The organism is Brevibacterium sp. NPDC056726 (assembly GCF_042790515.1).
Taxonomy (GTDB): domain Bacteria; phylum Actinomycetota; class Actinomycetes; order Actinomycetales; family Brevibacteriaceae; genus Brevibacterium; species Brevibacterium sanguinis.
The window spans coordinates 306,420-329,310 of the sequence record NZ_JBHTYZ010000003.1; the positions used below are offsets into that span (position 1 = coordinate 306,420).

The window sequence follows — 22,891 nt, forward strand, 5'->3', positions numbered from 1 at the left end:
GACCAATGTTCGACACCATCCTCATCGCCAACCGCGGCGAGATCGCCCTGCGCGTCATCCGCACCGCGAAGCGCCTCGGCATCCGGACCGTCGCCGTCTACTCCGACGCCGACGCGCACGCCGCCCACGTCAGGGCCGCCGACACCGCCGTGCGGCTCGGTCCCGCCGCCGCCTCGGAGTCCTACCTCGACATCGACAAGGTCATCGCGGCCGCCCAGGCGACCGGGGCCCAGGCCATCCATCCCGGCTACGGCTTCCTCTCCGAGAACGCCGACTTCTCTGCCGCGTGTGAGGCCGCCGGCATCGTCTTCCTCGGTCCCGGACCCGAGGCGATCCGGACGATGGGCGACAAGATCACCGCGAAGCAGGCCGTCTCCGCCCGCGGCGTGCCGCTCGTGCCCGGCACGAAGGACGCCGGGCTGAGCAATGAGGCGCTCATCGCCGCCGCCGAGGACATCGGCTACCCCGTCCTCATCAAGCCCTCGGCCGGTGGCGGCGGCAAGGGCATGCACGCGGTCTTCGAGCCCGCAGCTCTGCCCGCCGCTCTCGAGACCGCACGTCGCGAGGCCGCGAACTCCTTCGGCGACGACACCCTCTTCCTCGAACGCCTCGTCGCCACCCCGCGCCACATCGAGGTCCAGGTCATGGCCGATGCGCACGGGAACGTCATCCACCTGGGCGAACGCGAATGCTCCCTGCAGCGCCGCCACCAGAAGGTCATCGAGGAAGCTCCCTCGGCCCTCCTCGACGCGGCGACCCGGGAGCGGATCGGCCAGGCGGCGATCGAGACGGCACGGTCCGTGGGCTACCGCGGCGCCGGCACCGTCGAATTCATCGTCGGCGCCGACCGGCCCGACGAGTTCTTCTTCATGGAGATGAACACCCGCCTCCAGGTCGAGCACCCCGTCACCGAGGAGGTCACCGGGGTCGACCTCGTCGAACTCCAGCTGCGCGTCGGCGCGGGGGAGGAGCTGCCGCTGAGCCAGGACGACATCACCCTGACCGGGCACGCGATCGAGGCCCGCATCTACGCCGAGGATCCCGCCCGCGGATTCCTCCCCACCGGCGGCCGCGCGCTCGACGTCGTCTTCCCCGCCGGGGAGGGCATCCGCGTCGACTCCGGACTCGACGCCGGTCAGCGGGTCGCCTCCGACTACGATCCGATGATCGCCAAGCTCATCGTCTCGGGCCCTGACCGAGCCACCGCCCTCGCCCGCCTCGACGCCGCGCTCGCGGCCTCGGCGGTGCCGGGTATCGTGACGAACATCGACTTCCTCCGCACCCTGGCCACCCTCCCCGAGGTCGTCGCCGGTGACCTCGACACCTCGCTCATCGACCGCCTCGGCGAGGATCAGCTCGCCCACACAGCCGGGGAGATCGACCGGCAGATCGCGACCGCCGCCGTCCTCCGCACGCAGGGCCGGGCCGGCACCGAGGTGACCGGGGAGCTCACCGCGGACGCGCTGGGTCGGGGGACCGCCTCGGCGTGGGCGCGGGCGCTGCCCTTCCGCACTTCGCGTCCGGACTTCCGCCCCACGGTCGCCCTCACCGTCGACGGGGAGACGGTCGACGTCACGAGCGCCGTCGACGACGTCAGCGTCGGCGACGACGGCACCTGGCACGTCCTCATCGACGGCACCCAGCACACCGGCCGGGTCTTCTCCGACGCCGCTGACCGGTCGATCTGGGTGACCGGCGACCGCGGCATCCACGTCTTCACCCGCCCGCAGGCCGACACCTCGCTCACACCCGGGGCCGGCGGGGCAGAGGTGCTCGCCCCGATGCCCGGCTCGGTCGTCGACGTCAAGGTCGAATCCGGCGCCCATGTCGAGGCGGGCGACGCGATCGTCGTCGTCGAGGCGATGAAGATGGAGCACGTGCTCACCGCCCCGGCCACCGGCACCGTCACCGTCACCGCGGTGCCCGGCGCCCAGGTGGCCCTCGACGAGGTGCTCGCCACCGTCGTCGACGACAGCGCCGCCGACCTCGACACGGCCGCCGCGGATTCCGCGACTGAGACGGAGACGGCGGTCGCGGTCGTCGGGAAGGGCGGCGCCGCATGACCACCGCACCACAGACCGCACACACCAGCGAAACCACGCCCACCGGCGGAGAGGACACGATGAGCACTTTCGTCCCGGGCATGCTGCCCGAAGAATACGAGGATCTGCGTCAAGGCGTTGCGAAGTTCGCCGACGAGGAGGTCGCCCCCGTCAGCGCCGAACTCGACGCGAAGCACGAGTTCCCCTACGACCTCGTGGCGAAGATGGGGCAGATGGGCCTCTTCGGCCTGCCCTTCGACGAGGAGTACGGCGGCATGGGCGGAGACTACTTCGCGCTGTGCCTGGCGATCGAGGAGATCGCCCGCGTCAACCAGTCCCTGGCCATCACCCTCGAGGCCGGGGTGTCGCTCGGCGCGATGCCGATCTACCGGTTCGGCACCGAGGAGCAGAAGCGGGAATGGCTGCCGAAGCTCACCGACGCCTCCGGGCTCGCCGCCTTCGGACTCACCGAACCCGAAGCCGGTTCCGACGCCGGGGGCACCCGGACGAAGGCGACGCTCGAGAACGGCACGTGGACGATCAACGGGTCGAAGTCCTTCATCACGAACTCCGGCACCGACATCACCCGTCTCGTCACCGCCACGGCTGTGACCGGGACGAAGACCTCGAAGTCGGGCCGTGAGGTGCCGGAGATCTCGACGATCATCATCCCCGCAGGCACCCCCGGCTTCACCGCCGAACCCCCGTACGACAAGGTCGGCTGGAACTCCTCGGACACGCACCCGCTGACGTTCGACAACGTCGAGGTCCCCGAGGAGAACCTGCTCGGCGAACGCGGCCGCGGCTACGCGAACTTCCTCCGCATCCTCGACGAGGGCCGCATCGCCGTCGGCGCGCTCTCCGTCGGCGCCGCCCAGGGCTGCGTCGACGAGTCCGTCAAGTACGCGAAGGAGCGTCAGGCGTTCGGCCACCCGATCGCCGACTTCCAGGGCATCCAGTTCAAGATCGCCCGCATGGAGGCCCGCGTCGTCGCCGCCCGCGCCGCGTACTACCTCGCCGCCTCCCGCATGCTCGCGGGTCTGCCGTTCAAGAAGGAAGCGGCGATCGCGAAGATGATCGCCGGTGACGCGGCCATGGACAACGCCCGCGACGCCACGCAGATCCACGGCGGCTACGGCTTCATGAACGAATACCTCGTCGCCCGCCACTACCGCGACTCGAAGATCCTCGAGGTCGGCGAGGGCACGACGGAAGTCCAGCTCATGCTCATCGCCCGCGAACTCGGGCTCTGACCTCGTCGGGCGCAGGTTCTGCGGCGCCGCCGGTGCCGATGTCGCGGTGCTGGGATTGAGGTGCCGCCGGGGGACGCTGATTCCGTGACCCGGTGGTGACGTCGGCCCGGGCACGCCGCTCAACATCGCCCCGCCGAGGCGGTTCCCACCGCTGCCCCGTGCGATCCTGTGCGGGCGTGCGGGCTCCGGGGGCCGCCTCGGCGGTTAGGGTTGACCTCAACCCCACGAACGGAGGCTGCGGGTGAACACCATCGATTGGGCGACCATCAATTGGGCGACCGTGGCGTCGGTGACGTGGATCGTCATCGAGTACATCGTGAAGATCATCGCGATCGGCGTCGTGCCGGAGAACCGGCGGCCGTCATCGTCCTCGGCGTGGCTGCTGCTCATCCTCTTCCTGCCCATCGTCGGCATCCCGCTCTTCCTCCTCATCGGCAGCCCCTACATCAACCGGCGGCGCGCCCGGATCCAGGCGATGGCGAACGAGCTCATGCACAAGGGCGCCGACGACCTGCCCGATGTGCCGCCGTCGCTGAAGGCCCCGCGCGACTTCGACCTCATCGCCGAACTCGGTCGCAACCTCACCGCGCTGCCGATGGTCACCGGCACCAACCACGGCATCACGATGGACTACGATTCGACGATCGAGCGGATGGCCGAGCTCGTCGACGGGGCGCAGAAGTACGTTCATGTGCAGATCTACATCATGGCGTGGGACCAGACGACCGACGTGTTCTTCGAAGCCCTCAAGCGTGCAGCGGCCCGCGGCGTCCACGTCCGGGTCCTCTACGATCACATCGGGTCGCGGAAGTACCCGGGATTCCATTCGCTCGGCAAGCGGCTGACCGCGGCCGGGATCGAATGGCACCTCATGCTCCCGTTCATCCCGTGGCGGGGCAAGCTGCGGCGGATCGATCTGCGCAATCACCGCAAACTCCTCGTCGTCGACGGGAAGCGGGCGATGATGGGCTCGCAGAACATGATCGACTCGACCTACGACATGAAGGCCAACATCAAGGTCGGGCGGCATTGGCACGACATCATGGTCGAGGTCAGCGGCGAGATCGTCGCCTCGATCGAAGCGGTCTTCGCCACCGACTGGTACTCCGAATGCGGTGAGGAGCTGGGCATCCGCGACTACGAGGGCACTGCGCCGGAGCCGGACGTCGGGGGAGACGTCTGCGGAATGCAGCTCATCCCATCGGGGCCCGGGTTCACGACGGAGCCGAACCTCAAGGTCTTCAACTCGCTCTTCTACCTCGCTCAGAAGAAGCTCTCGATCGTCAGCCCCTACTTCATCCCCGACGAATCCCTGCTCGCCGCGATCAACACCGCGTCCTACCGCGGCGTCGACGTCGAGCTCTACGTCAGCGAGGAAGCCGACCAGTACGTCGTCGGCCGCGCCCAGGCCTCGTACTACCAGGCCCTCCTCGAGGCGGGGGTGCGCATCTACCTCTACCCGAAGCCCGCGGTCCTCCACACGAAGTGCTTCGTCGTCGACGGCGAGTACGGGGTCATGGGGTCCTCGAACATGGACATGCGCTCCTTCGGACTCAACTACGAGATCAGCCTGCTCACGACCGGCGGCAACCTCGTGCCCGACATCTCCGCAGTCATCGACGACTACCGGGAGAAGAGCCACGAGCTCACCCTCGACGAATGGATGAAGCGACCGTGGACGCGCCGGTACATGGAGTCGGCGATGCGGCTGATGTCGGCGCTCGCGTAAGGACTCGGCACTGCGTGGCGGCTTCGGCGTGCCAGGCTCGCTGTGCTGGGCTCGACGTACGGGCTCGACGTACGGGCTCGGCGTGCGGGGCTCGGCGTGCGGGCCGATTCAGTCGTGTTCGGCTCCGCCGATGCCCTCGGGATCCCTGACCGTGGCGAGCCTGCGGTCGAGCGGGTCGTGCCACCAGCGGTCCGTGCCGCGGTCGAGCACAGCCACGCGGGCCTCGAGCGGAGGCCGCTGGGATTCCGGGACGACGGAGGACAGGGTGGCGAAGAGCGCCCGCAGACGCCGCTGGATCTGGATCGACGACGTCCCGAACTGGCGGATCTCGTCGGTCGCCGCTTCGATGTACTCGGTCCAGCTGCGGGTCCAATCCCGCAGCACCGAGGCGTCTGGGCTGGCCGCGAGCGTGCGCTCCTGCTGTGCGACCAGGGGTGAGAGGCCGATGAGGATGGCCTCGATCTGGTCGAGGGCCTGCACCGCCCGGGACGGGTCGTTGACCGCCGGTGACAGCGCTTTGAGTGCGATGTCGACGATGGTGCGGATCGCTCCGAACGGTCCGTTCGCGGCGGATTCGATGTCGCCGAATGCGACGGCCTTCTCCAGCTCGGCGGCCTGCTTGCTGCTCAGTTCGACGCTCGTGCGGAAGAGGAGGGTGCGCACCGGCACGGGGGAGCCGACGGTGGGGACGAGTTCGATCGTGCAGTGCCACGCGTCTTCGAAGTCGAGCAGGCGCGGGGTGTTGACCGCCAGCAGCGCATCGCCGCCCCGGCCGGGGCGCTGCCGGTGCACCGGATGACCGTCGGGCACGGAGCGCTGGGACACCGCAGCCGCCTCGGCGGGGAATTTCTTCGGCAGATAGCGGGTGGCTCTCCAGCCGTCCCGGGCGAGTTTGCGCAGCAGGGCACCGGAGGTGAGGAGCTGGCAGACGCGGACGACGAAGGCGAGGAACATCACCGCGCACGCGAGGGTGGCGGTCACGGCACTGATCGTGCCCGCCCATGGCTTGTAGCTGTCCTCGCCGAGCGCGATGCTCAGGGCGATGAGCAGCGCATAGACGAAAGTCGCGATGAACGAGCCGAGCGCCCACTGGACGACGCGATCGGCTTGGAGCAGGGGAGCCAGGCGCACGGACATCGCCGTGATGCCGAGGCTCATCGCCGTTGTCAGGGCGGCGAAGGCGAGGCCGGCGAGGGTGACCATGGCGCCTGAGATGATGCCGAGCAGGGAGCCGACGCTGCCCGAGTCGAGGTCCGGATAGGAGTTGAAGACGGTCGCGAGCTGACGGTCGACGAGCGGGGTGAGCACGCCGAGGACCGCGGCGGCGATGAGGAGCCTGAGCGGGACGCCCCACATCGTCGCCGGCCGCAGGTGCCGACGGATCCTGCGCCATTCCCGCCGGTCGGAGGCGGTCTCCCGGATCTCGGTGTGCTGCCGCGGCATCGGGCCTCCTTGCGTCTCCGTCGTCGGCCGCTGGGCCGGGTGGTGGAGAGTCTATCCCGGCCGCGGGCCGGCGGGGAGGTCCGCGGGTGCCGCTCACTGAGCGACGGTCTCCGGACTGAGCACTCCGGCATCGTGGCGGAAGAGGACGGGTGCGCGTCCGGCAGGCTCCTCCCAGCTCTCCTGCCGGCCGAGGGCGGTGAGATCGAGCATGCCGTAGGCCGGCATCATCACCTCGAGCCCGCGGGCGTAGACCGAATAGGTGTGGAAGATGTCGTCGCCGTCTCGGAGGAAGACGCTGATCCCCGGCTGCTCGCCCCGATAGGTCGTCAGCCATTCCTGACCGGCCGCGATGAGCTCGTCGGCGGAGCGGAAGTTGTAGTTCGGCGGTGCCGCCTCGGGGTTGAGGGTGACGTGGAAGTCGAGGTTGAAGTCGCTGTCCGCCGAGGAGAACCACGGGAACGACCAGCCCCGCGCCGTCCGGTAGGCTTCGATCTTCTCCAGCGGTGCGCGGGAGACCGCGGCGAAGGCAGTGCCCCGTTTGGCCAGTTGGTCGAGGACGGCGGGGTGGGCGGAGCTGTCGGCCATCGCCGTGCAGCTCGTACAGCCCTGGTCCCAGCTGGGATCGAACATGAAGTGCTGGACGATGAGCTGCGGCGAATCGCCGAACAGCGCGCGGAGCGTGACCTCCCCGTCGGGGCCGGTGAGACGGTAGTCCTTCTCGACTTTCACCATCGGCAAGCGGCGGCGCGCGGCATTGACGGCGTCGATCCGCTTCGTCAGGTCCTTCTCCTCGTCGAGCAGGCGCCGGCGTGCGGTGACCCAGGTGTCCTCGTCGACGATCTCGGGATAGCGCATGGTGACCTCCATCACATAACTTTTATGATGAAAGTGAGTCTAGGGCTGCTTGGGCCGGTCGCGCCGAGTGATGCCGGCCCCCGAGGTGGATCGAGCTCGAATCTGCGTCGAGAATCGGGCGCGATCCACCTCGGCGAGGCTCTGACCCGTGATGCGGGTGCCGGGCGTCAGCTCACGCGGAGCCGGTGACGTCGGCGCCGAGGTCGGTCTGCTGATCGAGCGGGACGTCGAGGAGGTCGTAGACGCCGTCGAGGATCTCGTCGGGGCGGAACGGATAGCGGCGGACATCCTCGGCGGTAGAAATCCCTGAGAGGACGAGGACGGTGTGCATGCCCGCCTCCATGCCGGCGATGATGTCGGTGTCCATGCGGTCGCCGATCATCGCGGTGGACTTCGAGTGCGCGCCGATCTTGTTGAGGGCCGACCGGAACATCATCGGGTTGGGTTTGCCGACGACGTAGGGTTCGCGGTTCGTCGCCTTCGTGATGAGCGCGGCGATCGCACCGGTGGCCGGCAGGACCCCCTCGGGGCTCGGTCCGGTCGCATCGGGGTTGGTGACGATGAAGCGCGAGCCGGAGTCGATGAGCCGGATCGCCTTCGTGATCGCCTCGAACGAGTAGTTGTGGGTCTCGCCGACGACGACGAAGTCGGGGTCGTTCTCCGTCATGATGAACCCGGCTTCGTGGATCGCGGTGGTCAGACCCGCCTCACCGACGACATAGGCCGAGCCGTGGTCGACCTGGTGGGAGAGGAAGTCCGCGGTCGCCATCGCCGAGGTCCAGATGTTGTCCTCGGGAACCTCGAGACCGTTCGAGCGCAGCCTCGCGGAGAGGTCACGGGCGGTGTAGATCGAGTTGTTCGTCAGGACGAGGAACGGGATGTCCTTGCGCCGCCACTGCGCGAGCAGCTCCGAGGCACCGGGCAGGGCGTTGTTCTCCCTGACCAGGACGCCGTCCATGTCGGTCAGCCAGCAGTCGATCGAATCGCGGTCCATCGCTCTCCTCGGTCTCGGGTGCGGTTGCCACTCGGTGGGCCCGTTGCCTTCAGCCTAGTCGGATTCCGCGGGGAAAGGGCGGGCTGGCCCGGGTGGACTTCGCCTCATTCGCCGAGGTGGTCGACCGCGGCGAGGGACTGCAGCGTGCGATTGCGGAAGGTGTCATCCTCCCGCAGCTCAGGGGCAGGCGGGAGGCCTGGTGATTCAGGCGAGGAGATCGCCGATGAGGGCCCGGGCGCTCTGCAGGCGGTGGTCGTCGCCGTCGAGGCCGCGGTGGACGATCGCGCCTTCGAGGATGAGGAACACATGCTCGGCGAGGGCTTCGGGTGCGGGGTGTCCGCCGGTGTCGAGGATACCGGCGAGGAGATCGACGACGCGCGCCTTGTGCGCCCGGATGACAGCGCGGCCGGGATGGTCGGCGGGCAGTTCGGCCGCGGCGTTGACGAACGCGCACCCGCGTTCGGCCGTCGTATCGGCGTCGAGTGAGTAGGAGTCGACGACGGCGAGCACGCGGTCGCGGGCTGCCGACCTCTCGTCGATGTCGTCGACGTCGAGCGCTGCGAGCCGCTGCTCCAGGCGCGACCACCAGGTGTGGTGCCTGACCTGCAGGTACGTGACGACGAGGGCGTCCTTCGAGCCGAATCGGTCATAGAGCGTCCGCTTCGTCCTCCCCGACTCGTGAGCGATCGTGTCGACGCCGACGGCATGGAGGCCGCGGGAGTAGAAGAGACCCGCAGCTGTCTCGAGGATGCGCTGCGCCCCGGCGGTGAGCTGCGGGGGAGTGAGGGGGTCTTCTGCCGTCGTGGTCGTCATCAGTGTCCTCCTGTCGCGGGGGAGTCGTGCGGGATTCCGTCCGGCGCGGCCGGGCGTTGCGCCGTGCGACTGCGCTCCCACTTTACAGATCAGTGTACTTGTGATCACACTAGTTCACAGACCTGTGAAGTTGCCTGGCGGCACTGTTCGCCGGCGACTCGACGACGAGCCCCGGAGATCTCCGCAATGACCTCGACCGACACCGGCGCAGCACTCCTCGGCCGCCGCGGCACTCTGGCCCTCGCGGCGGCCGGACTCAGCCTCATCGCCGCCTGCTACGGCCTCGCGCGCTTCGCCTTCGGACTGTTCCTCCCGGCATTCCGCGCGGACTTCGGACTCGACGCACAGACGGCCGGGGCAATCGCCTCGGGGTCGTACATCGCCTACTGCCTGGCGATCGTCGCCGCGACGATCCTCACCCCGCGCTGCGGTGCCCGTCCCATCGCCGCCTGCGCCGGGATCATCGCGACGATTGGCACCGCGCTCATCGCCGCAGCCCCCACCACGACGATGCTCGCGATCGGTGTCCTCATCGCCGGATCGAGCACCGGTGTCGCCTCACCGCCGCTCGCCCAAGCCGTCGCGCAGTCCGTGCGCTCGTCCGTCCGCGGTCGGACCCAGACGGTCATCAACGCCGGCACAGGACTCGGCGTCGCCGTCGCCGGACCGATCGCCCTGCTCACCCTCGGCCAGTGGCGCTGGGCATGGATCGCCTTCGCCGTCCTCTCCGCCCTTGTCACCCTCTGGATCCTGCGCGCCGTCCCCTCACCCGGCGGTGCCAGGGCCGCGACACCCTCACCGCGCCGGCCCGGGATCGCCGAGCCCGCTTTCCTGCCCCGCCCGCTCCTCCCGCGCGGAAGCACGCCGCTGATGACCGCCTCGGCGCTCATGGGATTTGCGAGCGCCGCCGTGTGGACGTTCGGCCGCGACCTCCTCGTCGGCGTCGGCGGCATGGGGGAGACCGCCTCGGCGATCGCCTGGATCCTCCTCGGCACCTTCGGCATGCTCGGTGCCGTCTCCGGGGACCTCGCCGCGACGGTGGGACTGCGCCGCGGCTGGCTCGTCGCGATGCTCATCCTCGCCGCATCGACCCTGCTCTTCGCCGCCGTGCCCGGCAGCATCGCCGGTGCCTGGGCGGCCGCCGCGGTCTTCGGGGCCGTCTACATCGCCCTGACCGGGCTCCTCCTCGTCTGGGGCACCGAGGTCTACGACCGGGCGCCCGCGGCCGGCGTCGGACTCGCCTTCCTCCTCATCGCCGTCGGCCAGGCCCTCGGCGCACCGCTCCTCGGGGCCCTCATCACCGGGCTCGGCGCCGGTCCCGCGTTCGCGGTCGCCGCCGGCACCGCCGTGGTCGGAGCGTTCCTCGGACCGCTTCGGCGGTGATCGTGCGGGCCCCGGGGCAACCGCACCTGCCGCAGACTGTGACCCAGCTGACGGGTAAGCTCGAAACATCACGACGAAGGAGCGAGAATGAGCGAGAGCAAGGTCATCGAACAGCGCGGACTGTGGCTCGACGAGATGGAAGTCGGCACCGTCTACAAGCACGCGCCGGGCCGGACGATCACCGAGGCCGACAACACGTGGTTCACCGCGGTGACGATGAACACGCAGGCCCTCCACCTCGATGCCGCCTTCGCCGAGACCGAGCCCTTCGGGCAGCGCCTCGTCAACTCGATGTTCACCCTCGCCACGCTCATCGGCCTGTCCGTCTCCCAGCTCACCCAGGGCACGATCGTCGGCAACCTCGGCTTCTCCGAGGTCAGCTTCCCCGCCCCGCTCTTCCACGGCGACACCCTCTACGCGGAGACGACGATCCTCGACAAGCGCGCCTCGAAGTCCCGCCCCGGACAGGGCATCGTCACCCTCGAACACCGCGGCTACAACCAGAACGGCCAGCTCGTCGCGAAGGCCGTGCGCCAGACGATGATGTTCGACTCGTCCCATGCCAAGCCCGCCGAGGCGACCGCGGGGTCCGCGACGACACCGCAGACCGCGGCCCCCTCCGAATCCCCGCAGACCGAATCCCCGCAGGCCGCGGCCCCGCAGACGGAGAAGTGAGGAGACCGACCATGGCACTCGAATTCGCCCCCGCCTGGCTCTTCGTCCCCGGCGACCGGCCCGACCGGTTCCAGAAGGCCGCCGAACGCTCCGACATCGTCATCCTCGACCTCGAGGACGCCGTCAACGACGCCGACAAGGACGCGGCGCGCGAAGCGATCATCGACTACCCGCTCGATCCCGCCCGCACCGTCGTGCGCGTGAACGCCCGCGACTCCGCGCACCTCGCCGACGACCTGCGGATGCTCGCGCAGACCGACTACACGGCCGTCATGCTGCCGAAGACGGAGTCGGCCGACGATCTGACGATCCTCGCCGGGTTCGAGGTCATCGCCCTCATCGAAACCGCGCTCGGCGCCCTGCACGTCGCCGAGATCGCCGCCGCCGACAACACCTACGGCCTGATGTGGGGCTCCGAGGACCTCATCGCCGACCTCGGCGGGGGCTCCTCCCGCCGGGCAGACGGGACGTGGCGTGACGTCGTCGCCCACGTGCGCAGCTCGACCCTGCTCGCCGCCCGCGCCCACGGGAAGTACGCGCTCGATTCGATCTGGGCCGACATCCCCGACCACGACGGTCTCGCCGCCGAAGCCGACGACGCCGTCGAATCCGGATTCAGCGGCAAGGTCTCCATCCACCCCAACCACGTGCCCGTCGTCCGCGAGGCCTTCCGCCCCAGCGACGACCAGCTCACCTGGGCCAACGCCGTCCTCGAGCGTGCGAAGACGGAGAAGGGCGCGTTCGCCTACGAGGGCAAGATGATCGACGCCCCGCTGCTCAAGCACGCCGAGCTCATCGTCGCCCGCGCCCGCTGACCCCACGCATTCAGGAGAACCCAGTGCAGCTCACCGACCGTCTCGTCGCCGACCAGATCCATGCCGTCCTCGCGGCCGCCGAGGCGGGCGGCGGCATCGCCCCCATCGTCGATGCCGGCGACCCGATCCTGCGGACCCCGGTGCTGCCGTTTACCGGACAGGTCGACGATGCGACGCTGGCCCGCCTCGCCGAGGTGATGCGAGCGACCATGCGCGCCGCCCCGGGCGTCGGACTCGCCGGCCCCCAGGTCGGTGTCGGGCTGTCCCTCTTCGTCGCCGAGGACCCCGCCGCCATCAGCCCCGAAGCCGCTGCGGTGCGCGAGCGGGAGCCGCTTCCGTTCCGCACCATTGTCAACGCCTCCTACGAGCCGTCTACGTCAGAGCGGGTCGCCTTCTACGAAGGCTGCCTGTCGATCCCCGGCTACCAGGCCGTCGTCGCCCGCCCGCGGACGATCGCCCTGCGCGGTGAAGAGCTCGACGGCACCCCCTTCGCCGAGGAGGTCACCGGCTGGTCAGCGCGCATCGTCGCCCACGAGACCGACCACCTCGGCGGGATCCTCTTCCTCGACAAGGCCGAGATGCGGTCGCTGGCGACGAACGAGGCGGTCGCGCGGCTGTGGAACCAGCCCTCGACGCAGACGGCCGCCGCGGAACTCGGATTCACCCTGCCGAGCTCGCTCGTGCTCTGAGCCTTCGCCGTCCGGCGAGCGTCGCCGTCCGGCCAGCGAGTTCACACCCGCGCTTCAGGTGCGCGTGATTCGATGTGGACATGCGCCTCCCCGATATCCCCCAACGCCATCGCCTCCTCGTCCGCGCCGTCTCCACGCTCGGCTCCGGAGCGCAGAGCATCGTCCGCCGCCGTGACTTCACCGCCGGTCAGGAACCCGTGGTCCGCGCCGCCTACGCAGTGGCCACGGCCGCCCTGACCTGGCTCGGAGGCACGAAGGCATTCGCCGACCAGGACTCCGCGTTCGCCGATGACGACACGGCATTCGGGCAGCTCGATGTCGACGGTGAGGATTCCGAGGCGTGGACGGTCGAGGCCGATACATGGAAGTCGCAGGCCGTGCTCAACGTTGCCGCCGCGGTCGCCGCCGGAGTCGCGAGCTGGGCCCTGTGGACGCCGATCCAGGACATCAAGGACCGCTGGGATGCGAAGCTGCCGACCGGCGTCGGCCGGGGGCTCAACGCCGCGGTGAACTCGACGGTCATGGCCGTCACCGCGTTCGCCCTCGACAAGGCCGAGGAGTTCGTCGCGGCCGAGGCGATCGACGGACACACCGCCTTCGCCCCCGTCGAGATCGAACTGCCCCCTCACATCCGGGCCTCCGTCGAGGCGATCCTCGACCAGCCGCACCCGCAGTCCCAGGACGTCGCCGAGGTGGTCCGGGCCCAACTCGAGCACGCCCGGTTCTTCGTGTGGGTGCCGTACTCGACGAAGCAGTTCCCCGGCAGCGATCCGATCGAGCTCAGTGACGAGGATCTGGCGGCACTGCTCGCCGAGGAGGACATCACGAGCATCGACGTCTACCTCGACTCGGACGCGCCCGCTGCGGTGCCCGCCACCCAGACCTACCCCGTCGTCGGCGTCGTCGAGGCCGGGGAGGCGCTGACCGGTGCGACCGGCGACGACGAACCCACGGGGCTCGAACTCAGCCTCGAGATCTCCGAGGGACTGCTCGCGCGCATCGAGCTCCTCGCCGCCGAGGACGGCGAGGACCTCGTCCTGGCTGCGGAGACCGCCGAGCGCCTCGACGCCTCAGCACCGGGGACCCTCCACCCCGACGGCGTGGAAGGCTACCCGGACACCTTCGATGACGAGGACCTCGACGGCGTTGCGGTGGTCGTCGACGACGCCCCGGAACCACCGCCGCTCACGCTCGCCGACTGGCCGCGACCGGCTGACCTGACGTTCCGCACCGACCGCAGCTGAGCGATCAGCACCGAGCCGTCGAGCACCGAGTCGTCGGGTCCCACGCCGTCGGACTCCACGTTCTCGAACCGCGGGCCGTCGAGCACCACGCCGTCGGCTACACTGCTGAACGATCCCGGGCGCCCCGAACGCGGGCCCGGGAATACGCTGAACCGAAAGCCGTTGTACCAACTATGAGCGAACTTCGCACCCTCACGCTCGGCGCCGGATGCTTCTGGTGCCTCGATGCCGTCTACCAGCGCACCAAGGGCGTCACCTCGGTGGTCTCCGGATACACCGGCGGCGACACCCCCGACCCGCACTACCGTGAAGTCGCCGGCGGAACGACCGGCCACGCGGAGGCCCTCCAGGTCACCTTCGATCCGGAAATCGTGCCCGAGAGCATCATCCTCGGCCTCTTCTTCACCGGTCACGACCCGACGAGCCTCAACCGCCAGGGCTACGACGTCGGCACCCAGTACCGGTCGGCGATGTTCTACCGCGACGACGAGGAGAAGGCCGAGTTCGAGAAGGCGATCGCCGAAGCCCAGGAGTACTTCGACGACCCGATCGTCACGACCCTCGAACCGCTCGGCACCTACTACCCGGCCGAGACCGTCCACCAGGACTTCTACACGAACAACCCCGACAACGGCTACTGCCGGGTGATCATCGACCCGAAGCTGTCGAAGGCGCGGAAGGCCTACGCGAACTGGGTGAGCTGAGTGGGGAGCAAGAAGAAGTCCGGCTGTGGGAAGAAGGCGGCCAAGAAGCCGAAGCGCTCGACCGCCGAGCGTGAGCTCGCGCGCACCCATTTCCTCGACGGAGAGACCGGTCCGTGGGCGAAGAGACTCGCCGCCCAGGCCGTGAGAACCGCCGCCGGACCGTCGGGCGAGACTATGCCCACCGATTCCGGGGATCCGTTCCCGACCGCGGTGGGGCCCACCCTCGCCGAGGCGGGGGAGGAGTCGCGCACGGGACCGGACTATTCGCAGCCGAGTTCGATCGACGCGCTCACCGACCCGGTCCTCCACGCCCTGGCGACACGGCGCTCGATCTCGAAGGTCGACTCGGAGACCCCGAGCGACTCCGATCTGCGGGAGATCATCCGCATCATCTCCTCCGTCGCCGACCACAAGGCGCTCAAGCCGTGGCGGTTCGTCATCATCCGCGGGGACGACCGCCTCCGCCTCGGCGCCGCCCTCGACGAGGCCGCGGGCGTCACCCGCGCGCCCGGTGAGGTCAACACGAAGCCCCTGCGCGCCGAACTCCTCCTCGCGCTCGTCGCCTCGCCGACACCGCACCCTAAGGTCCCCGAATGGGAGCAGCACGCGACCGCGGCCGGTGCCGGACACCTGCTCGAACTCGCCCTCTGGCAGGCCGGCTGGGGTGTGATGTGGCGCAGCGGCACCCTGACGAACGAACCCGCCGTCCGCCGCCTCCACCGGCTGACCGACAGTGAGCTGCTCATGGGCTGGTTCTACATCGGGGCCGTGCCCGAGCGCTATCGGGCCCGTCTGACGACGAGCACCCGCCCCCTGCCCGACCCCGATCAGTTCCTCGACACCCTGTGAGAGGCGAGGAGGGGCAGCGCGACGAGGCGGCCGCCGATCCGGACAGCGCCCCACTCGCTGCCGATCGCCGCCTGCCGAAGGAGATCTACGTCCTCGTCGCGGCCGCGTTCATCGTGGCGCTGGGCTACGGCATCATCGCCCCCGTCCTCCCGCAGTTCGCGGCGAGCTTCGACTTCGGGGTGACGGCGGCGACGATCGTCGTCTCCTCCTTCGCGTTCTTCCGGTTCGTCTTCTCCCCGACCTCCGGCCGCCTCGTCGACGCCTTCGGGGAACGGCGAATCTACATCACCGGGCTCCTCGTCGTCGCCGCCTCCACGGCGGCGGTCGCGTTCGCCCAGAACTACTGGCAGCTGCTGATCTTCCGCGGCCTCGGCGGCATCGGCTCGACGATGTTCACCGTCTCCGCGATGGCGCTCATCATCCGTCTCGCCCCCGTCGATGCCAGGGCGAAGGCGTCGAGCACCTATGCCACCGCGTTCCTCGTCGGCGGCATCGCCGGCCCCGTGCTCGGCGGACTCATGGCCGGGTGGGGGATGCGCCTGCCCTTCCTCATCTACGCGATCGGCCTCGTCATCGCCGCCGGCGTCGTGCGCGTGTTCCTCGCCTCGACCGCCTCGGCGGGGTCGGCGACGAAGTCCGGGCGGGCCCGGCGCGAGGCCGCACAGGACGAGCGCGTTCAGGAGGTCATGACGTTCCGGCAGGCGTGGCGGGACTCCGCCTACCGTGCGGCGCTCGTCTCCGCGTTCGTCCAGGGCTGGTCGGCGATGGGCATCCGCGTGGCCATCTACCCGCTCTTCGCGATCCAGATCCTGCGCGCCGATACCGCCGTGGCGGGACTGGCGCTGACGATGTTCGCGATCGGCAACGCCTCGGCCGTCGCCGTCGTCGGCCGCTTCGCCGACACGTACGGCCGCAAGCCGTTCATCCTCTGGGGCCTCACCGTCCTCGGGGTCTCGACCGCGGCCCTGGCATTCACGGAGACGATCTGGCTCTTCTTCGTCCTCTCGATCATCGCAGGCATCGGCTCGGGTCTCGCCAATCCCGCCCAGCAGGCCGCGGTCGCCGACGTCATCGGCCGTGACCGCAAGGGCGGCCGGGTGCTCGCGAAGTACCAGATGGCCCTCGACGGCGGGGCGATCCTCGGCCCCGTCATCGCCGGCGTCGTCATCGACCACGCGAGCTATTCCGCCGCGTTCCTCCTCACCGGTGCCCTCGGCCTCATCGCCGCAGCCGTCTGGCTCACCGGCCGCGAGACCCGCCCGCGAACGACGGCCGCCGAGTAGGCGCGTTCGCGGTCTGCGCCGGCGCCCTCGCCGCCGCCATCGACGCCCCAACCGACAAATACGCTCTCAACCGGCACCCTCGCCACCGTCGCCGCCGACACCGACGCCCCCAACCGACAGTTACGCGCTCAACCGACACCCTCGCCAGCGGCCCCGTCGCCATCGACGCCCCCAACCGACAAATACGCCCTGCACTAAGGGCGTATTTGCCGGTTCAGTGCGTCGGTGGGAATTCAGGGCGTCAGTGCAGGTTCACGGCGTTGGTGCGGCAGGGGCTGGTCGACGGCGTCGGCGGGGACTCAGCGTCGTCGCGCCACCGACGCCCTCACCCGACAAATACGCCCTCAACCACCACCCTCACTAGCGGCGCCATCGACATCGACGCCCTCAACCGACAAATACGCTCTGCGCTAACGGCGTATTTGTCGGTTCAGTGCGTCGGTGGGAACTCGGGGCGTCGGTGCGGATTCACGGCGTCGGAGCGGATTCGCGGGGTCGGCGCGGCGGGCCGGGCGACCTCGTCGGGCGAGCTCACAGTCCCGGTCACTAGGATGACCGTGGTGTCGTATGTCGCGGCTCCGGTCGGCTTCCCGAGAAGAAAGTCCACGAGTGAGTTTTCTGACCCGCCTGAGTCTGAAGAACCGTGCGCTCATCGCACTCATCTCCGTCGTCGCCGTGATCTTCGGCGTCATCGGGGCCGGAGCGCTCAAGCAGGAGCTCTTCCCCTCCCTCGACAATCCGCAGGCCACGGTCACCGCGACGTACGAAGGTGCGACCCCGCAGGCGGTCGAGTCCGAAGTCACCGACCCGCTCGAAGGAGCGCTCGCCCCGCTCTCCGAGGTCGAGGACATGACCTCGGTGTCCTCAGCCGGGTCGTCGACGATCACCGTGAGCACGAAATACGGGGTGAACTCCGACGACATCGTCCGCACCCTGCAGCGCGCCGTGTCCCAGGTGCAGTCGCAGCTGCCCGAGGGCGTCGAACCCAATGTGCTGACCCTGAGCACCGACGACATCCCCGTCCTCGCGCTGTCGGTGACCTCGGACGCCGATGAGGACCGGCTCGCCGCTGACCTCAACGACATCGTCGAACCCGAGCTGTCGAAGGTCGACGGCGTCTCCCAGGTCCAGATCGCCGGGGCCCGGACGAAGCAGGTCGACATCCGCATCCGCCAGGACGACCTCGAGGACGAGGGCGCCAGCGTCGACGAGATCGCCTCGCTTCTCCAGTCCAACGGCATCCCCACCTCGGCGGGTGACCTCAACAGCAGCCAGGGCACGGCACCGGTCGAGGTCGGCAGCCGCGTGCGCTCGGTCGAAGCGATCGAGAACCTCGCGATCAACGGCAGCGACGGACCGATCACACTCGGCGACGTCGCCGATGTCGCGATCGCCGACGCTCCCGTCGAATCGATCTCGCGGACCAACGGCCAGCCGTCGCTGTCGGTGTCGGTGATGAAGGAATCCGACGCGAACACCGTCGACGTCTCCCACGCGGTGGCGGAGCGGCTGCCCGACCTCGAGGGGACGATGGGCGACAACACGCAGTTCGTCTCCGCGTTCGATCAGGCCCCCTTCATCGAGCAGTCGATCGAGGACCTGCTCAACGAGGGCATGCTCGGCCTCATCTTCGCCGTCCTCGTCATCCTCGTCTTCCTCCTGTCCGTGCGCGCGACGATCATCACCGCGATCTCGATCCCGCTCTCCCTCCTCATCGCCCTCATCGGCCTGTGGATGGGCGGGGAGACGCTCAACATGCTCACCCTCGGTGCGCTGACGATCTCCGTCGGCCGCGTCGTCGACGATTCGATCGTCGTCATCGAGGCGATCCGTCGTCGGCATGCCGCCGGCGGTGACAAGTTCGCCAACATCCTCGCCGCCGTCGCCGAGGTGGCCGGAGCCATCACCGCCTCGACCCTGACGACGGTCGCCGTCTTCCTCCCGCTCGCGTTCGTCACCGGGCAGACGGGGGAGATGTTCCGTCCCTTCGCGCTCACCGCGACGATCGCCCTGCTCTCGAGCCTCTTCGTCGCGCTGACGATCGTGCCGGTCCTCGCGTACTGGTTCCTCCGGCAGCGGGAGTCGACCGTCAAGCTCACCCGGGAGGAGAAAGCGGAGATCCGCCGCAGCCGCAGGCAGATGCTCGGGCAGTGGCGCACCGAGCGGAGAGCGGCGCGCAAGGCGGCGAAGAAGCAGAGCATCCTCACCGCCGGACGCTACGACGCCGGCGGCGCCGTCGAGACCGACGACGGACTCGTGCCCGCGGGGTCGGGAGCCGTCGGTGGGGGATCGCGGGCGAGGTCAGGGTCCGGGGGAGTCTCCGCGTCCGGTGCCGCGGGGTCGGCATCGTCGGCCTCAGCGGGGCGCGAAGCGGCGGAGGTCGACGAACTCGCCGCCCTCCACTCCCCGGTCACGCGCCTGCAGAAGACGTACATGCCGGTGATCTCGTTCTCCACCAAGCATCCGGTCATCATGATCCTCGCCGCGGTCATCATCCTCGTCGGCACCGGATTCATGGTGCCGCAGCTGAAGACCGAGCTCTTCGGCGACACCGGCCAGGAGCAGCTGCAGGTGAGCCAGACCTTCGAACCCGGCACCGACCTCACCGAGGCCTCCGACCAGGCGCGGCAGGTCGAGGACATCCTCGCCGGTGATGAGAACATCGAGTCCTATCAGGTGTCGATCGGCGGGTCGAACTTCGGCTTCGTCGACGATTCGGGCCTGACGGGCACGTACATCGTCAACGCGAAGGACGGTGTCTCGGCGCAGTCGATCACGACCGAGCTGCAGAACGCGTTCGACGCCCTCGAGGGCGTGGGGCAGGTCGAGGTCGAAGATCAGAGTTCGACACCGGGTGCGCAGACGATCGACGTCACCCTGACGTCGACCGACACGCAGGTCCTCGAGGAGACGACGCAGACCGTCGCCGACCGGCTCGAGCAGGTGCCCGGCACCCAGTCCGTGACGAGCGACGTCGAGGCCGTCCAACCGGTCATCGAGGTCACGATCGACTCGGAGCGGGCCGCCGAGGAGAACCTCACCGAGGCGGCGATCGGCCAGTACGTCCAGCGGGCGATGCGCGGGCAGACGATCGGCGACGTCGTCATCGACGACGTCACCCATTCCGTCCTCCTCTTCGACCGCGAGGCGACGACGGTCGACGAGCTGCGCAGCCTCGAGATCCCCGCCGCACCCGAGACGCCGACCGCCCCCGGTGGTGCCGGAGCTGGAGCCGGCGCCGGAGCGGGAACGGGAGCCGGTGCGGGCGCTGGCACCGATGCTGGTGCAGGCACCGGGGCGGCGGCGCCGGCCGAACCGCAGTACATCGAACTCGACGAGGTCGCCGACGTCAACGAGGTGAGGACCGCACCGAACATCCGCCACACGAACAGTCAGCGTTCGACGACGGTGTCGGTCACCCCCTCCGGAGACGACCTCGGCACGCTGTCCGCCGATGTGCAGGCGGCGCTCGGCGAGGTCGACATCCCCGACGGCGTCACCGTCGACACCGGCGGTGCCACCGAGGAGCAGGAGGACGCGTTCTCCCAGCTGGGGCTGGCGATGCTCGCAGCGATCCTCATCGTCTTCGTCATCATGGTCGCGACCTTCAAGTCGCTGCTCCAGCCGCTCATCCTCCTCGTCTCGATCCCGTTCGCGGCGACCGGTTCGATCGCGCTGCTCCTCCTCACCGACACCGCGATGGGGCTCACGGCGATGATCGGCCTGCTCATGCTCATCGGCATCGTCGTGACGAACGCGATCGTCCTCATCGACCTCATCAACCACTTCCGCGCCCGCGGGGTCGAGCTGCGGCCGGCGATCGTCGGCGGCGCGCGCCTGCGCTACCGGCCGATCCTCATGACCGCGGCGGCGACGATCTTCGCGCTCGTCCCGATGGCGCTCGGGCTCACCGGCGGGGGCGTGTTCATCTCGAAGCCGCTCGCGATCGTCGTCATCGGCGGACTCGTCAGCTCGACGATCCTCACGCTCATCCTCGTCCCCGTCCTCTACCTGCTCCTCGAAGGGGCCAAGGAGCGCCGGGCCGAGAAGCGGCACGTGAAGAACATGGCCCGCGGTCAGGTCCTCGACGTCGCCGAGGCGCGCGCCGCCGACCGTGAGACCGCGACGGTGGGCGCCCCGGCCGGGTCCTCGTCGGACGGTCCGCCATCGACCGGCTCGACGTCCGGCGGGTCAGCGTCAACCGGTTCCGCGCCGACAGACGCAGCGTCGACTGGATCCGAGTCCGAGGCGGGTCCGCAGGCGGGTCCCGCCGAGGGCCGCGACGAACCGAAGCACTGACAACGAGACGGAGGAGAACGACGGTGAGCATGGAGACCGCGACCGACCCGCGGGAGCGCAGGCGCCTGTGGATCGAGCTCGGGCTCGTCGCCGCCCTCTCCCTCGGCCAGTCCGCGGTCTACGCGGTCGTGCGGTTGGCCGACATCATCACCCGCGGCCCCATCAGCGACGCCGAGGCGAAGCTCAACACCTCCCTCAATCCGCGGCCGTTCTTCGACCTCGTCTACCAGCTCCTCGACATCGGGTTCTCCCTCGTCCCCGTCGCGCTCGCCCTCTACCTCCTCACCCGCGACTCCGACCGGCGGCCCCTGAGCGAACGCCTCGGCGTCCAGGGGCACCGAGTCCGCGACTTCGCTCAGGGTGCGGGCCTCCTCCTCGTCATCGGGATCGGGACCCTGGGGATTTACGCGGGCGGCAGGGCACTCGGGATCACCGCCGAGGTGCAGCCAGCCAACCTCGGCGACCATTGGTGGACGATCCCCGTGCTCATCCTCGCGGCGGCGAAGAACGGGATCCTCGAAGAGGTCCTCCTCTTCGGATTCGGCGCCGAGCGTCTCCGGGAACTCGGCTATCGGCCGTGGACGATCATCATCGCCCTCGCCCTCTTCCGCGCGAGCTACCACCTCTATCAGGGGATCGGGCCGTTCCTCGGGAACTTCGCGATGGGCATCATCTTCGGGTGGTTCTTCATGCGCACCGGCCGACTCATGCCGCTCGTGTGGGCCCACACCCTCATCGACGTCGTCGGATTCCTCGCCCCCGGGGTGCTCGCCCTCGTCGACCCTCGGTGATCCGGCGCGGATCCTGCGGCATCCACCTCGCGTTCGCCGTTGCGTCGGCTGGTCGTCGCGTCGGCTGAATGACGATCGGCGCTGGGGCCCCACCCCGGTCTGAGGACGCGTTCGTGATCACAGAACCGAGGGATTCGAGCCGATTCAGCGCAATCACCTCGGCGATGTGACCGCAAACGGGCAGCCGGACAGGCAGCGCGGCGGGGACATGACACAGCCGCGCACGGCCCGAAGGGGGCTGTGCGCGGCTGCACTATGGGACGGGCAGACCTCTCTCAACGTCTGCTGAGTCTGCGGCGGTTCCGAAGCGCCCGGGTCAGATCGTGACGAGGCCGTTCTTCTCGGTCTCGAACGTCACCGACATGATGCCGGGGGCGCCGTGCGGGGCCGACCAGTCGATGTGGATCTCCGGGATCGGCTTGGCATCGTCGGTGCCGAGCCAGTCGCGCAGGCGGTCACGGTCGCCCGCGATCTGGAGGGTGTCGATCGAGACATCCTCGTTGGTCTTGTACGAGGAGGGGTGCTGAGACGAATCGGCGGACCACTTGATGAAGAACGGCAGCTGGGGATCGGCGATGAGCCCCTTGACTCCGATCTGCAGCCACTTGAGCTCTTCTCCCGACTCGGGCGTGCGATTGCCGTCGACGGCCTTGCGTTCGAGGCGCGTCTCGACCTCGGAGAGATCGTCGACGGACACGCACCAGCCCATCCAGCCGCCGCCGAGTTCGGAGCGCGTCCGCACAGCTTGGCCGAAGGGGGTCGAGAGAGCGGCCGGGTGCTCCAAGGCTTCGACGACTTCGAGGTAATGGCCGCCCGCAAGCGGGAAGATGAGATTCCGAGTACCGAAACGCGGATGCACCCCGCCGTCGTAGGGAACCACTCCGAGCTGGTCCGAGATGCGCTCGGCAGTCGCTCGATAGCCGTCAGGTTCACTGGCGAAGGACACATGGTCGAGTTTCATGTCACGAGAATTGCACACCCTGGCCCACACTTCTCATTAGGGTAACCTAATCTGAAAACTCACGGTCGT

The 22,891-nt window shown here is 69.2% G+C and carries 18 protein-coding genes; 13 read left to right on the forward strand and 5 right to left on the reverse strand.

From position 1 onward, the window contains the following. Window positions 1–5 precede the first annotated feature (5 nt). The 3 genes from ACFQ91_RS07695 (at window position 6) to cls (ending at window position 5,024) form a co-directional block, all read left to right on the forward strand. Window positions 6–2,063 (forward strand): acetyl-CoA carboxylase biotin carboxylase subunit, encoded by a 2,058-nt coding sequence (locus tag ACFQ91_RS07695; RefSeq protein WP_198500694.1) that lies wholly within the window; start codon window positions 6–8, stop codon window positions 2,061–2,063. Between the two features lie 59 nt (window positions 2,064–2,122). Then, window positions 2,123–3,295, forward strand: a complete 1,173-nt coding sequence (locus ACFQ91_RS07700; RefSeq protein WP_198500695.1) for an acyl-CoA dehydrogenase family protein — start codon at window positions 2,123–2,125, stop codon at window positions 3,293–3,295. A gap of 241 nt (window positions 3,296–3,536) precedes the next feature. After that, a complete protein-coding gene (gene cls, locus ACFQ91_RS07705; protein WP_198500696.1) occupies window positions 3,537–5,024 on the forward strand; it encodes a cardiolipin synthase in 1,488 nt (495 codons plus the stop codon). A 108-nt stretch (window positions 5,025–5,132) separates the two neighbouring features. Here the strand turns inward: cls and ACFQ91_RS07710 are convergent, their stop codons facing one another. The 4 genes from ACFQ91_RS07710 to ACFQ91_RS07725 all read right to left on the reverse strand — a co-directional run bounded on the left by ACFQ91_RS07710 (window position 5,133) and on the right by ACFQ91_RS07725 (window position 9,129). Continuing rightward, the gene (locus tag ACFQ91_RS07710) at window positions 5,133–6,467 is read right to left on the reverse strand and encodes a DUF2254 family protein (RefSeq protein ID WP_198500697.1); all 1,335 of its coding nucleotides are present in this window, start codon (window positions 6,465–6,467) and stop codon (window positions 5,133–5,135) included. Window positions 6,468–6,560: 93 nt separating this feature from the next. Continuing rightward, window positions 6,561–7,334: a DUF899 domain-containing protein gene (locus ACFQ91_RS07715; RefSeq protein ID WP_198500698.1), complete on the reverse strand. Its 774-nt coding sequence runs from the start codon at window positions 7,332–7,334 to the stop codon at window positions 6,561–6,563. A gap of 160 nt (window positions 7,335–7,494) precedes the next feature. Next, window positions 7,495–8,316: an HAD-IIA family hydrolase gene (locus ACFQ91_RS07720; RefSeq protein WP_198500699.1), complete on the reverse strand. Its 822-nt coding sequence runs from the start codon at window positions 8,314–8,316 to the stop codon at window positions 7,495–7,497. A gap of 204 nt (window positions 8,317–8,520) precedes the next feature. Then, window positions 8,521–9,129, reverse strand: a complete 609-nt coding sequence (locus ACFQ91_RS07725) for a TetR/AcrR family transcriptional regulator (protein WP_198500700.1) — start codon at window positions 9,127–9,129, stop codon at window positions 8,521–8,523. A gap of 186 nt (window positions 9,130–9,315) precedes the next feature. On the opposite strand from ACFQ91_RS07725, the gene ACFQ91_RS07730 reads away from it, so the two are divergent. From ACFQ91_RS07730 to ACFQ91_RS07775, 10 genes are all read left to right on the forward strand, one after another. Next, window positions 9,316–10,512, forward strand: coding sequence for an MFS transporter (locus ACFQ91_RS07730; protein ID WP_198500701.1), 1,197 nt, complete (start codon window positions 9,316–9,318; stop codon window positions 10,510–10,512). An 87-nt stretch (window positions 10,513–10,599) separates the two neighbouring features. Then, window positions 10,600–11,187, forward strand: a complete 588-nt coding sequence (locus ACFQ91_RS07735; RefSeq protein ID WP_198500702.1) for a MaoC family dehydratase — start codon at window positions 10,600–10,602, stop codon at window positions 11,185–11,187. An 11-nt stretch (window positions 11,188–11,198) separates the two neighbouring features. Next, complete coding sequence (locus ACFQ91_RS07740) at window positions 11,199–12,002, forward strand: CoA ester lyase (RefSeq protein ID WP_198500703.1); 804 nt, start codon at window positions 11,199–11,201, stop codon at window positions 12,000–12,002. A gap of 23 nt (window positions 12,003–12,025) precedes the next feature. Further along, a complete protein-coding gene (locus ACFQ91_RS07745) occupies window positions 12,026–12,691 on the forward strand; it encodes a peptide deformylase (RefSeq protein ID WP_198500704.1) in 666 nt (221 codons plus the stop codon). Between the two features lie 80 nt (window positions 12,692–12,771). After that, complete coding sequence (locus tag ACFQ91_RS07750) at window positions 12,772–13,935, forward strand: hypothetical protein (protein ID WP_198500705.1); 1,164 nt, start codon at window positions 12,772–12,774, stop codon at window positions 13,933–13,935. A gap of 173 nt (window positions 13,936–14,108) precedes the next feature. After that, on the forward strand, window positions 14,109–14,639 hold the full coding sequence (msrA, locus tag ACFQ91_RS07755; RefSeq protein ID WP_198500706.1) for a peptide-methionine (S)-S-oxide reductase MsrA: 531 nt from the start codon (window positions 14,109–14,111) through the stop codon (window positions 14,637–14,639). After that, window positions 14,640–15,488, forward strand: a complete 849-nt coding sequence (locus tag ACFQ91_RS07760; protein WP_232623853.1) for a nitroreductase family protein — start codon at window positions 14,640–14,642, stop codon at window positions 15,486–15,488. Then, window positions 15,485–16,771, forward strand: coding sequence for an MFS transporter (locus ACFQ91_RS07765; RefSeq protein WP_198500707.1), 1,287 nt, complete (start codon window positions 15,485–15,487; stop codon window positions 16,769–16,771). The genes ACFQ91_RS07760 and ACFQ91_RS07765 overlap by 4 nt, the downstream gene beginning before the upstream one ends. Before the next feature lie 609 nt (window positions 16,772–17,380). Further along, window positions 17,381–21,070, forward strand: coding sequence for an efflux RND transporter permease subunit (locus ACFQ91_RS07770; RefSeq protein ID WP_198500708.1), 3,690 nt, complete (start codon window positions 17,381–17,383; stop codon window positions 21,068–21,070). A 29-nt stretch (window positions 21,071–21,099) separates the two neighbouring features. Then, window positions 21,100–21,861, forward strand: a complete 762-nt coding sequence (locus ACFQ91_RS07775) for a CPBP family intramembrane glutamic endopeptidase (RefSeq protein ID WP_198500895.1) — start codon at window positions 21,100–21,102, stop codon at window positions 21,859–21,861. Window positions 21,862–22,177: 316 nt separating this feature from the next. Here ACFQ91_RS07775 and ACFQ91_RS07780 read toward each other — a convergent pair whose 3' ends face one another. Continuing rightward, window positions 22,178–22,822 carry a VOC family protein gene (locus ACFQ91_RS07780; protein ID WP_137824873.1) on the reverse strand — a complete coding sequence of 215 codons (645 nt, stop codon included), beginning with the start codon at window positions 22,820–22,822 and terminating at the stop codon, window positions 22,178–22,180. Between the last annotated feature and the right edge of the window lie 69 nt (window positions 22,823–22,891).

Coding starts and splice junctions, on each gene's coding strand:
- ACFQ91_RS07750 (WP_198500705.1), top strand. CDS start 12,772: ATGCGCCTCCCCGATATCCCCCAACGCCATCGCCTCCTCGTCCGCGCC.
- ACFQ91_RS07695 (WP_198500694.1), top strand. CDS start 6: ATGTTCGACACCATCCTCATCGCCAACCGCGGCGAGATCGCCCTGCGC.
- ACFQ91_RS07725 (WP_198500700.1), bottom strand. CDS start 9,129: ATGACGACCACGACGGCAGAAGACCCCCTCACTCCCCCGCAGCTCACC.
- ACFQ91_RS07700 (WP_198500695.1), top strand. CDS start 2,123: ATGAGCACTTTCGTCCCGGGCATGCTGCCCGAAGAATACGAGGATCTG.
- ACFQ91_RS07730 (WP_198500701.1), top strand. CDS start 9,316: ATGACCTCGACCGACACCGGCGCAGCACTCCTCGGCCGCCGCGGCACT.
- ACFQ91_RS07740 (WP_198500703.1), top strand. CDS start 11,199: ATGGCACTCGAATTCGCCCCCGCCTGGCTCTTCGTCCCCGGCGACCGG.
- ACFQ91_RS07720 (WP_198500699.1), bottom strand. CDS start 8,316: ATGGACCGCGATTCGATCGACTGCTGGCTGACCGACATGGACGGCGTC.
- ACFQ91_RS07735 (WP_198500702.1), top strand. CDS start 10,600: ATGAGCGAGAGCAAGGTCATCGAACAGCGCGGACTGTGGCTCGACGAG.
- ACFQ91_RS07710 (WP_198500697.1), bottom strand. CDS start 6,467: ATGCCGCGGCAGCACACCGAGATCCGGGAGACCGCCTCCGACCGGCGG.
- ACFQ91_RS07775 (WP_198500895.1), top strand. CDS start 21,100: ATGGAGACCGCGACCGACCCGCGGGAGCGCAGGCGCCTGTGGATCGAG.
- msrA (WP_198500706.1), top strand. CDS start 14,109: ATGAGCGAACTTCGCACCCTCACGCTCGGCGCCGGATGCTTCTGGTGC.
- ACFQ91_RS07780 (WP_137824873.1), bottom strand. CDS start 22,822: ATGAAACTCGACCATGTGTCCTTCGCCAGTGAACCTGACGGCTATCGA.
- ACFQ91_RS07715 (WP_198500698.1), bottom strand. CDS start 7,334: ATGGAGGTCACCATGCGCTATCCCGAGATCGTCGACGAGGACACCTGG.